Source organism: Methyloversatilis sp., from assembly GCF_030698125.1.
Lineage (GTDB): Bacteria > Pseudomonadota > Gammaproteobacteria > Burkholderiales > Rhodocyclaceae > Methyloversatilis.
In genome coordinates, this window is sequence record NZ_JAUYNV010000004.1 from 116,806 (window position 1) to 131,992 (window position 15,187).

1 protein-coding gene is annotated in these 15,187 nt (G+C 66.1%); it reads left to right on the forward strand.

All coding sequences use genetic code 11. The annotated features are described in order from the left end of the window. Nucleotides 1-114 precede the first annotated feature (114 nt). On the forward strand, nucleotides 115-15,156 hold the full coding sequence (locus Q8Q80_RS01225) for a leukotoxin LktA family filamentous adhesin (protein WP_305631177.1): 15,042 nt from the start codon (nucleotides 115-117) through the stop codon (nucleotides 15,154-15,156). Nucleotides 15,157-15,187: the final 31 nt, after the last annotated feature.

Sequence of the window (15,187 nt, forward strand, 5' to 3'; positions counted from 1 at the left end):
ATCCCGACGTGATGCATTGAACACCACCACTGTCACATCAGCTTACAATCATGTAGGAATAATTCCTACGAGCGACCGCAAAGCACGGTCGTGGCAGTAACCGGGAGTCACACCATGAAAAGTACGCAACGTCGTCGCAACCTGCCAAGGTTGCGCACCCTGGTGGCCAATCTGCACCGCCCGCACGGATTCGCGATCGGTATGGCGAGCCTGCCGCTGCTGATGTCACCGGCGGCGTGGGCGCAGGCGATCCAGGCGGATGGCCGGACGCTGACGACGGTGAGCACGGCCGGAGCGGTGACGGACATCCGGACCGGCACGATTGCGGGCAACTCCGGTTTCAACTCGTTCAACACCTTCAGCGTCAATTCGGGGCACACGGCGAACCTGCACGTGCCGAGCGGGGCGGTGAATCTGGTGAACATCGTGCGTGATGCGCGCAGCGACATCCACGGCACGCTGAACGCGATCCGCGACGGGCGCATCGGCGGCAATGTGTTCTTTGCCAATCCGCACGGATTTGTCGTCGGCGCGGGTGGCGTGGTGAATGTGGGTTCGCTGTCGGTGAGCACGCCGACGCAGGGCTTCGCGGACCGCTTCTTCGTCAATGGTCAGCCGGATGCCGGCGCGGTGGGTCAGCTGCTCAACGGGACGGCGCCGCTGTCGCGTGCGGCGATCCGCATCGATGGGCGGATCAACGCGGTCGATGGCGTGACGCTGGCGGCCGGCACGGTGAGCGTGGCCGGCGCGGTGCTGACGGGGGCGCGCTTCGAGGGGCGTGCGCCGGACTTCACCGACATCGTCAATACGCAGGGAGTGAGCACGGGCAGCCGGCTGGTCGAGCGGGCGGGGCGCATCTACATCGCGGCGGACGAGGACATTGAAATCGCCGGCACGCTGGATGCGCGCGGCGGTGCGGGGATCGACGGGGGCGAGGTTGAACTGAAGGCCGGGCGCGACATCCTGATCGACATCGACGCGATGGTGACGGCGGCCGGCGACGGGGACCACTCGGACGGCGGACGGATCGACTCGATGGCGCAGCGCAACGCCACGCTGCGCAGCGGCGCGGTGATGGATGCGAGTGCCGGGGCGAGCGGCGACGGCGGCTTCGTCGAGTTCTCGGCGAAAAAGACAGTGTCGATCAGTGGCGGCGCGCTGCGCGCGGGCGCCGGCGCCGGCGGCCAGGCAGGTCACATCCTGATCGATCCCGAGGAACTGCTGTGGACCGGTTCCGGCTTCGACATGTACTCGCAGGGCGCGCTGCTGGAATTGCGCGCCGACGACCGCATCGTGCTGGACGACGTGTTCCTGTCGTCGCGTAAGGTCGATGGCGCCGCGTCGCGTGCCAACCACCTGGGCGGCGACTCGACCGGGGCGTCGGGCAAGATCAGCCTGGTGTCGAAGCAGATCGAACTGAAGAACGGCACGCAGTTGCTGGCGAATGCGGACAACGGCTTCGCCGCCGGCGATGTGGAATTGCTGGCGACCGACATCAATGCCGTCGGCGCGGTACGTTCGGCCGATGCAGGTATCAAGGTGCAGGGTTCGACGATACGCGGCGCGACCATCACCTTGTCGTCGGTGGCCGATACATCGCTCATCACACAACTGCTCGACACCGTCCCCAACATCACCGTCGAACAGGCGCAGACCTATCTCGATTCGGAAATGGATGACATTTCCGACGGTCCCGGCGGCGAATACCTCGCCATCACGACCGACGCCACTGCGCTGACCGAAATCAAGGGCTCACTCATCAGCGGCACCGGCGATGTGACCATCAAGGCGCATGCCGGCGCCCGCGCCGGCTTCGAAAAGATCGCCACCGCCGATGTGATCATCGGCGACGACAACGGGGTTGCCAGCACGATCAGCGGCCGCAAGGTCGACGTGGCGGCGACGTCGGACACCTCGCTCACCTTCAACGTGCTGGGCAATGCGCTGCGACTGGCCGACCAGAGCTGGCTGCCGGCCGAAGACAGCGGCGAGGTGCAACTGCTGAACGACCAGCTGTTCGATTTTTCCAGCATACCGCTGGTGTCGCTGTCGGAATCCACCGCGCGCGTCACCGTCGATGGTGCGACCGAACTGACGGCGACCGACACGCTGACGCTGTCCTCGTCCGCCACGTCGGCCGCCAAGCCGACGTTTGCCGGGCTCGTCGTCTTTTCGGTGGCATGGGGCGAATCCACGGCGATCGCCGAAACCAGGGTTCAAGGCACGACGAAGCTGGTCAGCGGCAACGCGACATCGGTCAAGGCCGTGACCGACACCGAACTGAACGTGACCGCCAGCGTCAATTCGACCAACAAGCCGATCGACGCGACCTTCGTGCGCGCGTCCAACAACGCCACCACCAGTGCCATCGTCGGCGACGACACGACGACCACGGCCGGGTCGGTCGCAGTCGAAGCGAACACCAAGGCCGACATCTCGGCCGGCGCGATCGCATCGAACACCGGCGGCAGCGGTCTGGGCATTTCGGTCGCGGTCACCACCTCGACCACGAACACCACGGCCACGCTGGGCGGCGACGTCACGACCACCCACGGCGACGTCAAGGTCGACGCGAAAACCGACATCGCCAAGAACAGCAGTGCTGCCGAAGCGGCGACGCTGGGCAACCCGAACACGCTGTCGGCGAAGATGACGAATTTCACCGCCGGCATCCAGCGCAATGTCGGCAGTTCGATACTGGGCGCCACCGGCCTGGTCAGTTCCGGCACAGCCAGCAAGATCACCGACTTCATGTTCCCCGGCATCAAGGAAGGCAAGTTCAATGCCGCCGGTGCCGTGTCCTACACCGATTCGGAAAACAACGCGAGCGCCAGCATTGCGGCCGGTGCGAGCGTGAAGGCGCAGGGCAAGGTCGATGTGGTGTCCCTGATCAACGACCGCCCCAGTGCGAGCGCCGACGCCAAGGCCACCTCGACCGGCACCGCCATCGGCGGCTCGGTGGTGATCGCCAATTTCCTGAACAACAGCGATGCGTGGATCGGCGATCTGGCCGAGGTCGACGCACGCGGCGCGATCCGGGTCGATGCGCAGACGCACATTCCCTATCCGTGGCAGATCGACTGGAGCTCGCCGGCCGTCATCCTGAATCACCTGCAGGGCAATCTGCTCGACCTCGTGCTGACGACGTTCGCCCTGAATTCGGCCAGCGGCAAGAGCGGCCTCGGTCTCGCGGCGGCGGTCACCGTGTTCACGCTCGAGAACAACTCGAACGCCTGGGTCGGCGAGGGCGCGAAACTCAACACGATCTACGACAACGCGGTCGATCCGGCGCTCGATCTGGCTGCGCAGTCGGTGACCGTGTACGCGAAGAACGACGTCAATACGGTGAATGCGGTCGGCATTCTGTCGAAGAAATTCCTCGGCAACAGCGGCGGCAAGGCGGCGATCGGCGGTTCGGCCAATGTGCTGGATATCAGCGGCGAGGCGGTGGCGGGCATCCGCGACGGTGCCGACGTGCGGGCCGAGCAGGACGTCGAGGTCAAGGCCGAAAGCAACAACCAGATGGTCACCGTGACCGAGGCGGGCGGCAGTTCCGACCAGGTCGGCATCGAAGGCGCGCTGTCGATGAATACGGTGCGCACCGACACCATCGCCTACATCGACGACAAGGCGACGGTCGATGCCGGGAAGAATCTGACACTGGATGCCGACAGCGAAATCCGCACGATTTCGGTGGCCGGCGGCATCGTCGTCACCAAGGGGCCGGTCGGCATCGGCCTGTCGGTGTCGCTGAACACGCTGGACGCCGACGTGCGCGCCTTCATCGGCAACCGCGATCCCCTCCTCGATCTGACACCGGCCACCGGCCTCATCAAGGTGGGTGACAACCTGACGCTGGCCGCTACCGCCGACACTGAAATCAGCGCCTACTCGCTGGCCGGCGCGGTCGCCACCAGCAGCAAGTCGCAGACCGACGTGCCGGCCGGCGCGGGCGAAACCCAGGATGGCAGTTCGAGTGCGGCGGTGGCCGGTTCGGGGTCGTCGAGCGGCGGTTCGGCCGGCTCCGGCTCATCGGGTGGCAGCGCGGGGTCGGGCACCGGCAAGGGCAAGTTCGGCATCGCGGTATCGGGTGACGCGTCGGTCAACGACATCGAAGCCGACACGCTGGCCTACATTTCAAGCGGCGTGCAGGTCCAGCAGGCCGACAATGTGTCGGTCACCGCAGACAACACGCTGGACATCAACGCGCTCTCCGGCGCGGTGACCATTTCGACCCAGCAGGATGGCAACAGCATCGCCGGCTCGTACGCGCAGAACACGCTTGCCGGCACCACCAGCGCCTACATCGCCGACGCGAGCGTCACCCAGAACGGCACGCTGACGCTGGACGCCGACGTCGATGGCAACATCAAGACGCTGTCGGCCAGTCTGGCCGGTGCCAAGGGCAAGGCGGGCGTGGCCGGTTCGGTGTCGGTCAACGAAATCAGCAACACCACGCACGCCTACATCGCGCGCTCGTCGCTGAGCGGCGTCAGCACTGCGTTCATCGGTGCAAGCGACCTGTCCGGCATCCAGTCGGTGGCGGGCGCCATCGCCTTCGGCGGCAAGGCCGGCATCGGCCTGTCGTTCGCGTGGAACAAGCTCGACAACGACACCCTCGTGTATGTCGATGACTCCGATCTGCAGGCCGGCGGCAGCATCACGCTGGACGCGCAGACCGACAATGACATCGATACCATTTCGGCTTCGCTCGGTCTGAGCAAGGGGCCGTTGGCGGGTTCCGGTGCGGTGGCGGTCAACACCATCACCAACACGACCGAGGCACGCATCCGCGGCAAGAAGACCGCGCTCGGCATGGACGCCGCCAGCGGCATCGCCGTGCTGGCAAAGGACGACTCGGAAATTTTCGCGCTGGCCGGCGCCATCGGTGCGACCAGCGGCAATGCCGGCATCGGCGCATCGGTCGCCTGGAGCGAGGTCGGCAACTCGGTGAAGGCGACCATCGAAGGCGGCGCCGACGTACGCACGACGAATGGCGAACTGAAGGTGGATGCAGCCGCCGACACGCGGATCGACGCCACGGCGGTGGCCGGTGGCGTGGCGGACAAGGTGGCGGTATCCGGATCGTTCTCGTCGGTCGAAACGGACAATACCGTCAGCGCCAGCATCGTCGGTTCGAAGGCACAGGCGGACAACAACGCCGTCATCGTCACGGCGCGCGACACCTCCGGCATGCTGTCGATCGCCGGCAGCGCGGCGCTGTCGCTGGGTGGCGCAGCGGTCGGCGTCGGCGTCGCCTACAACGTGATCGACAACACCACTGAGGCGCTGGTGACCAACTCGGATGTCGATGGCACGAGCATCCGCCTCGAAGCCACCGAGAATGCCGAGATCGAGGCGATCGCCGCGGGCGGCGGCGGCTCGGCCAAGGTGGCCGTGACCGGTTCGCTCGGCATCAACACGATCAGCAACAGCACCGTGGCCCACGCCTCGGGCTCCGACCTGGATGCCAGCGGCGACATCACGATCAAGGCGCGCGACGAGTCGGAAATCCTGTCGATTTCCGGCGCGGCGAGCGGTGCCGGTACGGCAGCGGTGGGTGCGGCAGGTTCGTACAACTCGATCGGTGGCGAAGTGCGTGCCGAACTGTCGGGCGGCAGTGCCGATGGCGCCAATGTGCGCGTCGATGCCGAACGTCAGGGCACGCTCGACGTGTGGGCGATCGCCGGCTCGGCGGCGGGTACCGCCGGCTTCGCCGGCTCGATCGCCCTGAACAACGCCGGCGGCGGCACGACCGCGCGCATCGACGACGGTGCGATCGTCAACGCGACCGAAAGTGCGACCGTCACGGCCGAGGCCGATGACTTCATCAAGTCGCGCGCCGGCAGCGTGGCTTTCGGCGGTAGCATCGGCGCAGCCGGCGGCATCGCCTTCAACGACATCCAGTCGACGACGACCGCCGAAGTGAGCGGTGCCAACACGTCGGTGACCGCGCTGGGTGGCGGCTCGGGCGAAGGGGTCGACAACGGCGCGCTGAGCGCCTACGACAGCAGCAAGCTGCCGTCGCAGCAACCCTTGTCCGGTCGTCAGCAGAAGGACACCGTGAAGGGCGTCAGCGTGGTCGCGTCGTCCACCGCGATGGTCGAGAACATCGCGCTCAGCGCGGCGGGCGGTGGCAATGCCGGCGTCGCCGCGACGGTGGGCATCGCGATGATGGGCGGCAGCACGACGGCGCAGGTCACGGGCGGGGCAAAGCTGAACGCCAGTCTGGGCACCAGCGACCAGGAAGTACGGGTCGCGGCCTATCACCACGACCAGATCGGCTCCGCCACCGGTGGCGCGGCGATCGGCGGTGACGCCGGCATCGGCGGTGCGGCCGACACGGCCGTGGTGTCGCATGTGACGACGGCGAAGGTCGATAACGCCACGCTGCAGGCGAACAAGGCGGTGACCGTCGATGCCGGTTCGACCAGCAAGTTCGAACAGGTCATCCTCGCGGTCGGCGGCGGAACCTATGCCGGTCTGGCCGGCACCATCGGTGTGCTGCTGGTCGATGGCACGACGCAGGCGCTGGTCAACAGCAGCGATCTCGAATCGCAGGGCTCGATCAAGATCGAGGCAACGTCCGACACCGAAGTCGACATCGATGCCGGTGCGCTCGCCGTCAGTGGCGTGGCCGGTGTCGGCATCACGGCCGCGGTGACGGTCGTCGAGCAGGCCACGCTGGCCCGCGTCAGCGGCACCAGCCGGCTCGATGCCGACGGTGCGACGACCATCCGCGCCGATTCCGGCTTCGATCAGGAAGTGCTCGCCGCCACGGCGGCGGCGGCCGGCGGCGTCGGGGTGGCGGGCACCATCAACGTCGTACTGGCCAAGGGCACGACCGACGCGCAGGTCGGCACCGGTGTGCAGATCAATTCGGACACCGCATTCGGCGGTACCGATGCGCAGGATGTATTCATCGAAGCGGACGACCTCATCAAGGTCGAGAGCGGCGTGGGCAGTCTGGGCGTGGGCATCGGCGGTGCCGGCGTCGGTGCAGCGGTCGATGTCGTGCTGGTACGCAGCGGTTCGTCGGCCACGGTGGCGACCGGCGCGCAGATCACTGCCGACGGCGACATTTCCGTCACCGCCGACAGCGTGCGCGATATCGATTCGACCACCGCCGCTGCGGCGGGAGGGCTGAGTGCCGGCATCGCCGGCGCGGTATCGGTCATTTCCATCGGCACCCGGCCGGATGGCGACGCCAGCGACAACACCACCGGATCGGTCAGCAAGGCGACCGAACTGGCGTCGCGCAGTGCCACCGGCAACCAGATCGACAGCGACACCGATGCGGCCGATGCGTCGGCTGCGCGCGCGAACGCGGCGCGTGCCGGCATCAACGCCTCGTCCGACTTCAACGCGACACCGAGCAATACGTCCGCCGCCGCCATCGTGGCCAGTGGCGCCACGCTCAATGCCGGCGGCAATATCGATGTGCTGGCGCACACCCGCAGCGATACCGATGCTACGGCGATCGGAGCGGCCGTTTCCGGTGGCGTGTCGCTGGGAGGCGGCATCGCGATTTCGATGGTCGAAGATCGTACGGTGGCCAGTCTCGCCGGCTCGACGACGGCAAGCGGTGACGTGACGGTGCGGGCGACCGACGATCAGCCGGACGTTTCGAAGCTGCGCACCTACGCCGGTGGCGCCGGGCTGGCCGGCCTGGCCGCCAGCTTCGCGTGGCACGAAAAATCCTCGACCGCGACGGCCAGTCTGGGTGGCATCGTGACGGCGAGCACCGGCAGCGTGACGGTCAATGCAAAGGTCGATCACAACCTCGATGCCGAAGGGGGGGCAGCCGCCCTGGGTGTCGTGGGTATCGGCGCCGCGATCGCCTACGTCGATGAAACCAGTTCCGCCGAAGCACAACTGCTGAATGGCGCCGATATCACCGCCGAGTCGCTCGACGTGTACGGACAGTCGCGCACCACCTCGAAGGGCGAGGTGGTGGCGGCCGCCGGCGGCATCGTGGCCGGTGCGGGCGCCGATGCCAATGTGAGCGACGTGTCTGCCGCCCGGGCGACCGTCGGCAACAACGTGAAGGTGACGACGGTCGGCGGCCTGACGCAGATCCGCGCCGACAGCGACCCGGTGGCCGAAGCGGTCACCGTCGGCATCGCCGTGTCGGCCGGGCTGTCGATCGGCGTGTCGCTGGCCGAAGCCACCGTCGATACCGATTCTCTCGTCACCATCGGTACCGGCTTCGACGTGACGGCCGGAAACCTCACGCTGAAGGCGCAAACCCTGCCGCGCGCCGGGCGCGAAACGGCCAGCGCCGACGCACTCGCGGCCGGCGGTGGTCTGCTGCTGGGCGCAACCGCCACCGAAGCGATCGCCACGGTGGAATCGATCACACGCGTCCAGATGGGCGCTGGTCACGACATCAAGCTCGGCAACGGTGTGTTCAACACGCTGTCGAAGTCCACCGTCAGCGGGCTGAGCGACGTGAGCGGCATCGCGATCGGCTTCATCGCGGCCGGTGGCAACAGCGCGGAAACGACGGTCGACAGCACCACCGAAGCGCTGATCGGCGCCGGCACGATCAACGCCGGCAGCATCGTCATCCGCAGCGAAAGCAGCGATGAACTGGATGCCGGATCGACATCCGGTGCGGGCGGCCTGGGCGTGCTGCTGGCAGCCAGCGTGGTCAACGATGCCGATGCGACGACCACAACGCAGGTCGCCGGCACGCTGCGTGCCGCCACGGTCGATATCGACGCGAAGCACACCACCGATTTCCAGGGCACGGCCGACAGCACGTCGGCCTCGGTCGCCGGCTATTCCGGCGCCTGGGTCACCAACACGGTGGACAACACGACCAAGGTCGAACTGCTGAACGGCACCCGCATCGAGAACGCGCAGACCGTCGACATCGATGCCGAAACGCGTGTCATCAAGGGTTCGGCCGGCGCCGACTGGACGGTGCAGGCGGCGTCCGGCGGCATCCTGTCCGGTGCGTCGGGCGCGAGCTACTCGACGATACGCAACGACACCGACGTGCTGATCGGCAGCAACGCCTTCATCGATGCACGGGTGGCCGGTCTCAACGCCGGTGCGATACGCCTCGGCGCGAAGAACGATGTCGATGTGTACGACGCTGTGCTGCTCGACACCGGTGGTGCAATCGCCATCGCGCACACCGAATCCTTCATCAATGCCGACAGGAACGACGCGGACATCACGGTCGGCGCGGGGACTCTGCTGCAGAGCGACGGCGACATCGTGCTCGATGCGCGTACCGAAGCCATCATCGATACCGAGGCGCAGAGCAAGACCTACGGCCTTGCAGGGGCGCCGTCCGGCGAGTCGCTGTCGCGCCTGATCACCAGCAACGACATCCATCTGAACGGTGCGCGTCTGGAGTCGGAAGAAAACATCCGCCTGCTGGCCGGGCACAACAACAATCTGGTTGCCGATGCCGAAACCCGGCTGTGGAACAAGACGGTCATCCCGATCAACAGCGTGCCGGACGCGCACGGCGAAATCCGTCAGGACAACCGCATCAGCATCGCCGCCTACAACGCCGACCTGACCGGCATCACCGGCATCCGCGAACAGCAGATCGCGCGTGCGGCCGTGGCGTCGGTCAAGGACATCGACCTGAAGGCGGGCGAAGGCAGCCACACCACGCGCGGCTACGGCAGCGGCACCGACCTGTACCGCGAGGCGCTGGAAGCGCTGGGCAAGATTTTCGACGACGACATCAGCCTCGACATCAAGGGCGGCTCGCAATTCACCGACTCGCGTTCCGGCGTCAACGTCAATGGCACCGTGTTTGCGGGCACGCGCCACCACCAGTATCTGGAGTTCGCAGCCAACGGCAGCGTGCTGCGCCAGTCCGAGAACATGAGCTTCAGCCGGCGCAACAACGTGTCGCTGCAGCGGGAAATCCAGAGCCGGATCGACGCACTGCAACTGCTCTACAACGAGTACATCAATGACAACCCGGATGTCGCCAACGGTTTCCTGAACGATATCCAGATACTGCAGGCGCGTCAGACTCAGCTGGGTGTCGGGGCGACCGTGAATTTCGTCGATATCGATCCGGCCGCGGCCTATACGGGCAACATCAGCATTACCGGAGACTGGCTCACGGGCGCTTCGGCGGCTGAACTGATCGCGCCGGGTGATTCGATCATCGAAGTGATCAACAACGGCAATCAGTTCGTGCGCATCAAGCCGGGTGTCGCGGCGCTCGATTGCATGGCGGCGCTGTGCATTCCCGGCGAGGCCGGTGGGCTGGTCACGCTCAACGGCGTGCGGGTCAGTTCAACGGCCGAAATCAACGCGCGCAACCAGTACGGTCAGGTGGCGAGCTTCGCCGCCGGCAACGTGGTCGACCGCACCAATTCGCCCGACCCGAAGATACTGCTGAAGAATACCTATGAAGATCCGGTCACCCTGAATGCGCTGAAGCCGGAAATCCATGTCGATGGCGACCTGTCCAATGCACGCGGCATCGTCAAGATCGAAAGCACCGGCTCCGTGCTGGTGGCGTCGAATGTCGTCGCCCAGACCATAGACATCGCGACAAAGGGCGATTTCATCAAGACGTTCTCGCTCGGCTTCAGCCACCTCGCGGGCGACCCATCGCTGTACGACGTCGTCGCCGGCTACATCAACAGCGCCGGCAATTTCGTCAACGGCTACCAGCAGCAGTACGAGGCGATCGCAAAGTCGGAATTCGGTGTCGCCACCAGCGCCTTTTCGACCTCCCCCTGGTACAACAACTACAAGGCGTATTCGGTTGCCAATGCCGGGCTGACCGCCGAAGGCAGCACCATCGCCGGCAACAACGTGTTCATCAGCGGCGAGAAGCTGAACATCAACGGCCTGATCCAGAGCGGGCTGACCGACTACAACCTGACGATCAATTCGACCGTGCTGAATCAGGCGAAGGCGGCGAATGGTGGCTGGGTCGCGCTCGAACTGCCGTCGGCCGGCAGCACGCTGGCCGATGTGTTCAGGCCCAAGGTGCGCTGGGACGCCGCCAGCAACACCCTCGAGCTGGGCTCGATTCAGGTCGAGGGCGGCTACATGCAGTTCTACGGCGACATCTTCAGTACCGGAAACGGTCAGCTGAAGGTGCGCGACGGCTACGGGCGGATCGAAGTCAGCAACACCTCGGGTGCAAATCTTGCACTGAACCGGCTCGATACCGGTTCGGCCGCGGCCGGCACGATCAAGATCATCGACACCAGCACCAAGTTCAACGGCAAGCCGCTGGAAACCGTGATCACGCGGCTGAACGGACAAGTGACCTACACGCAGACGAACGCGTCGTCCGACGGACTCCGCCCGACGGTCACGGTACTCGGCGACGCCTCCGGCAGGCTCGCGACGTACAAGCCACGTGGCGAGCGCCGCTTCAAGTGGATCAATGCCGAAACCTACGACGTCTACAAATGGGAAACCTACTCGAAGAGCCTGCTGTTCGATGCCGCGTTTCTGGACGCGCTGTCCAAGGATCCGGGCGGCCGGTCCGGCGGTGACACCACGACCACGCGCACGGAGCGCATCAGCGGTGACTGGCTGGCGCAGGACAACCGCACGGCCGACTACATCATGGACTTCACCAAGACGCGAACCGGTGTCGCGACCAAGGGTGTCGACTCGCTGTGGATTGTCGACAGCTACGGTTCCGACTGCGCCGGTGACCTGTGCGTCTCGAAAACGTATGTGTCGCGCAAGGAATGGGAGTGGACCGAGCGCAACTACTATGTTCACAGCCTGAACGCATCGAAGGCGATCAACATCCAGTTCATCGGCCACGACACCGGTCTGCTGAACGTCAGCAGCAATGGCGCGCTGGCACTGCAGGGCGCTGTACGCAATCTCACCGGAAACACGTCGCTGTCCGGCTCCAGCATCGTGGCGGGTGACGTCGCCAAGATCATCGCCGGCAACCTGACGATGACGGCGAGCAACGGCTCGATCGGCGGCCCGGCCCTGGCCGGCAGCAACCACATCAAGCTCGACCTGCAGGGCACCGGCGCGCTGACCGCGTCGGCGACCGGCGGCGTGGCACTGTGGGAAACCAAGGGCGACATGCGCCTCGTCAATGTCACCGGCGGCAACGGCAGCCTGGTCGACCTGAAGGCGGACGCCAATCTGGTCGACGCCAATGGCGCGGCCAACAATGTGGTCGGCGGTTTCGTGCGGCTCACATCGGAGAACGCGGGCATCGGCAGCCTGGCCGATCCGCTCGAAATCGATGTCCGCTCGCCGAATGGCTGGATCGAGACGAGTGCGGCAGCGGACACCGGGCTGACCGAAACCGACGGCGACATGCGCCTGCTGTCCATCTCGGCCAATGGCGGCGACGTGCGGCTCGAGTCGGTCAATGGCTCGATACTCGACGTCAATGAAGCACAGCAGGTCGATGTGGAAACACGCGCCCAGCTGCTTCAGGTGGCACAGCGTGCGCGGCTGACCGCGTCGGCCGGCGCGAACCAGAGCGTCGACAACACGCTCAAGGCATACAACGACCAGAAGGAGCAGGATTACCTGCAGTACTGGCAAATGCGCGGCCTGAAGGAAAACTTCGACGCCAACGGCGCATCGACCGGCTTCACCGCCGCCGCCTACGACGCCGGCTACACCTTCGTGCTCGATGCGCAGACCGCGCAGGCGCTGCGTACCGCCAATGGCTGGGGCGACGCGGAAATCGCCGCCTACCAGAACCAGCGCACCGCGTTCTTCCACCAGGCGGCGGCCGAATTCGGCACCGGCAGCGCCTCCACGTTCAACAAGGACTTCAGCTACAACGTCGCCGTGCAGGACACCACGCGCGCCGACGCGCTGCGCGACGGTGGCGCCTGGACCGAAGCCGAAGTCACCAACCGCATCGCCGCCGGCCTGTTCAAGGACACGTCGGACACCGAAGTGCTGATCGAAGAGGCCAACGTCATCGGCGACAACATCCAGCTGATCGCGGCGCACGGCATCGGCAAGGAAAGCGCCGCGCTGGTGATCGGCACCAACCCGACGGCGTGGACGGAAGACCAGCAACTTGCGCTGATCGCTGCCGAGCGGGCCGACGTGCGCATCGACACCGATGCGAAAACCATCACCATCCTGCGCAAGGACGACGTCGATTTCACCGCGCAGAACAACGGTACGATCACCGCGACGGCGACCGACAGCATCTACCTCGGCTCGGAAGAGGATGTGCGGGTGGCCTCGATCGCGACGCCGGCCGATGTGCGCCTGAAGACCGCCGGCGCGCTGCTGAGCGCCGCGACGACCGGGCAGGCCGCTGTTCAGTCGCGCAATGTGACGCTGGAAGCCGGCAGCGGCGATCTGGGTCAGGACACGCTGGCCCTGATCGTGCAGGTGGCCAACAACGCGACCGTCACGGCGCGCGCCGGCGGCGACCTGTTCCTGTCCAGTCTGGTCGGAGACCTCCGCATCGACCAGATCTACACCCCGGGCCTGGCCCGCATCCGCTCGGCGGGTGCGCTGGTCGAAGTGTCGTCGGACCTGCAGCGCGACATCCAGGCGCGCTATCTCAGCCTGTACGCCGGCACCACCATCGGTGGCACCGGCAGCAGCGAGCTGGACGCGCTTGATCTGGGTGCTTCACCCGACGGCTGGGTCGAACTCGAAGCCGCAGACGGCATCCATGTGCGCGCCGTCGATGGTGCGCTCGACGTGCGCAGTGCGCTGTCCAGTGCCGGCGACGTCACGCTGCGCTCGCCCGGCAACCTGAACATCGGCGTCATCGACGCGGGCGGCAAGCTGATGCTCGACGCCGCCGGTGACGTGGTGCAGTCGGCGCAGACCGTGGCGGCGGTGGGCAACATCGACCTGTCGGCCGCGCGCTACATCATGGCCGACGGGGCGACGCTGCGCGCCCGCGACGGCCGCATCGACATTGCGACCACCGGCGACGTCGTCGTCGGCCGCATCGAGGCGACCAACAACGCCACCGCCCAGGCCCTGCGCATCGTCGCCGGCGGCGGCATCCACGACGGTGGCGACATCGGCACCTACGACCTGGTCGCCGCCACGCCGGGCGCCGGTGTCGTGCTCGAAGCAACCGATGGCATCGGCAGCGCCACCTGGAACAACGGCATTCCGCTGCCGGTGGCCGATGCACTGGAAACCGACATTGCGATGATCGATGCCATGTCGACGGCGGGCGGCCTGCAGATCGACGAGAAGGACGATGTCGCGCTCGGCACTGTCGAGACCGACGGCGATCTGGCGGTCAAGGCCGGCGGCACGATCAGCGGCAACAGTGCCTACACCGCGCGCGGCAATCTCGACCTGCTGTCCGGCAACAGCGTGACCGTACTGGAAGCGACGGCGGAAGCCGGCAATGCGACGGTGATCGCCGAACAGGACATCATCATGGATGCCGTCACCGCAGGGCAGGGCGTCAAGCTCCAGGCCATCAACGGTCGCGTCAGCGTGAAGCGGCTGACCGGCGACACGCTGGACATATCCGGCAAGGGCGACATCGATCTGGGTACGCTCAGCGTCAAATCGAAGATGAGCTTCAGCACCGAATCGATCACGGCCAGGGTGATTCACACCGGCACCAGCGGTCCGCTGCTGATGAACGTGACCGGTCCGCAGGGTGGCATGGCGCGCTGGGTCGATCTGACGTTCGACAGCCCGATCGGCACGCGCTTCGAGCGGCTGTATTCGCAGGATGCGCGGATCGAGACGGAGCGCGGCTGGCTGGAAGTGCTGGATGGCCGGATCGACAATCAGGCGCGCTTCATCAATCCGCAGAGCAATGTTTACATGGACAATGCGACGACGGTTATCCAGCCGGCGGACATCCAGCTCAATGCGCCGGACAGGCAGTTCGCGCTGCGCCTGGAACGCTACCGTCTGGTGACCGAAGAGACGGCGCTGACGCGCAGCCCGCTGCACGAAGTGGTCAATGAGACGGACCCGGACAACAGCGGGCGGGAGGAGTCGCGTAACGCGATCGAAGGTCGGGTGCCGAATCCGACGCGTCCGCAGGCGGTGAATGTGGTGCCGGCGCTGTCGCAGATCGCGATCAACATCCCGCTGGACATTCCGGCCGTGAATTCGGGCGAGGAAGAGACGGAAGAGGAAGCCGAAGCCCGCCGCAAGGCCGAGGACGAGGCGCAGAATGCGCCCGGCGAAACCCCGAAGGAGACCGCACCGTGAGGCGCGCACACAGGTTGTTCGGCAGACATGC

What these genes read in the sequence shown, in the direction of transcription:
- Q8Q80_RS01225 (WP_305631177.1), top strand. Translation starts at nt 115, where the DNA reads ATGAAAAGTACGCAACGTCGTCGCAACCTGCCAAGGTTGCGCACCCTG.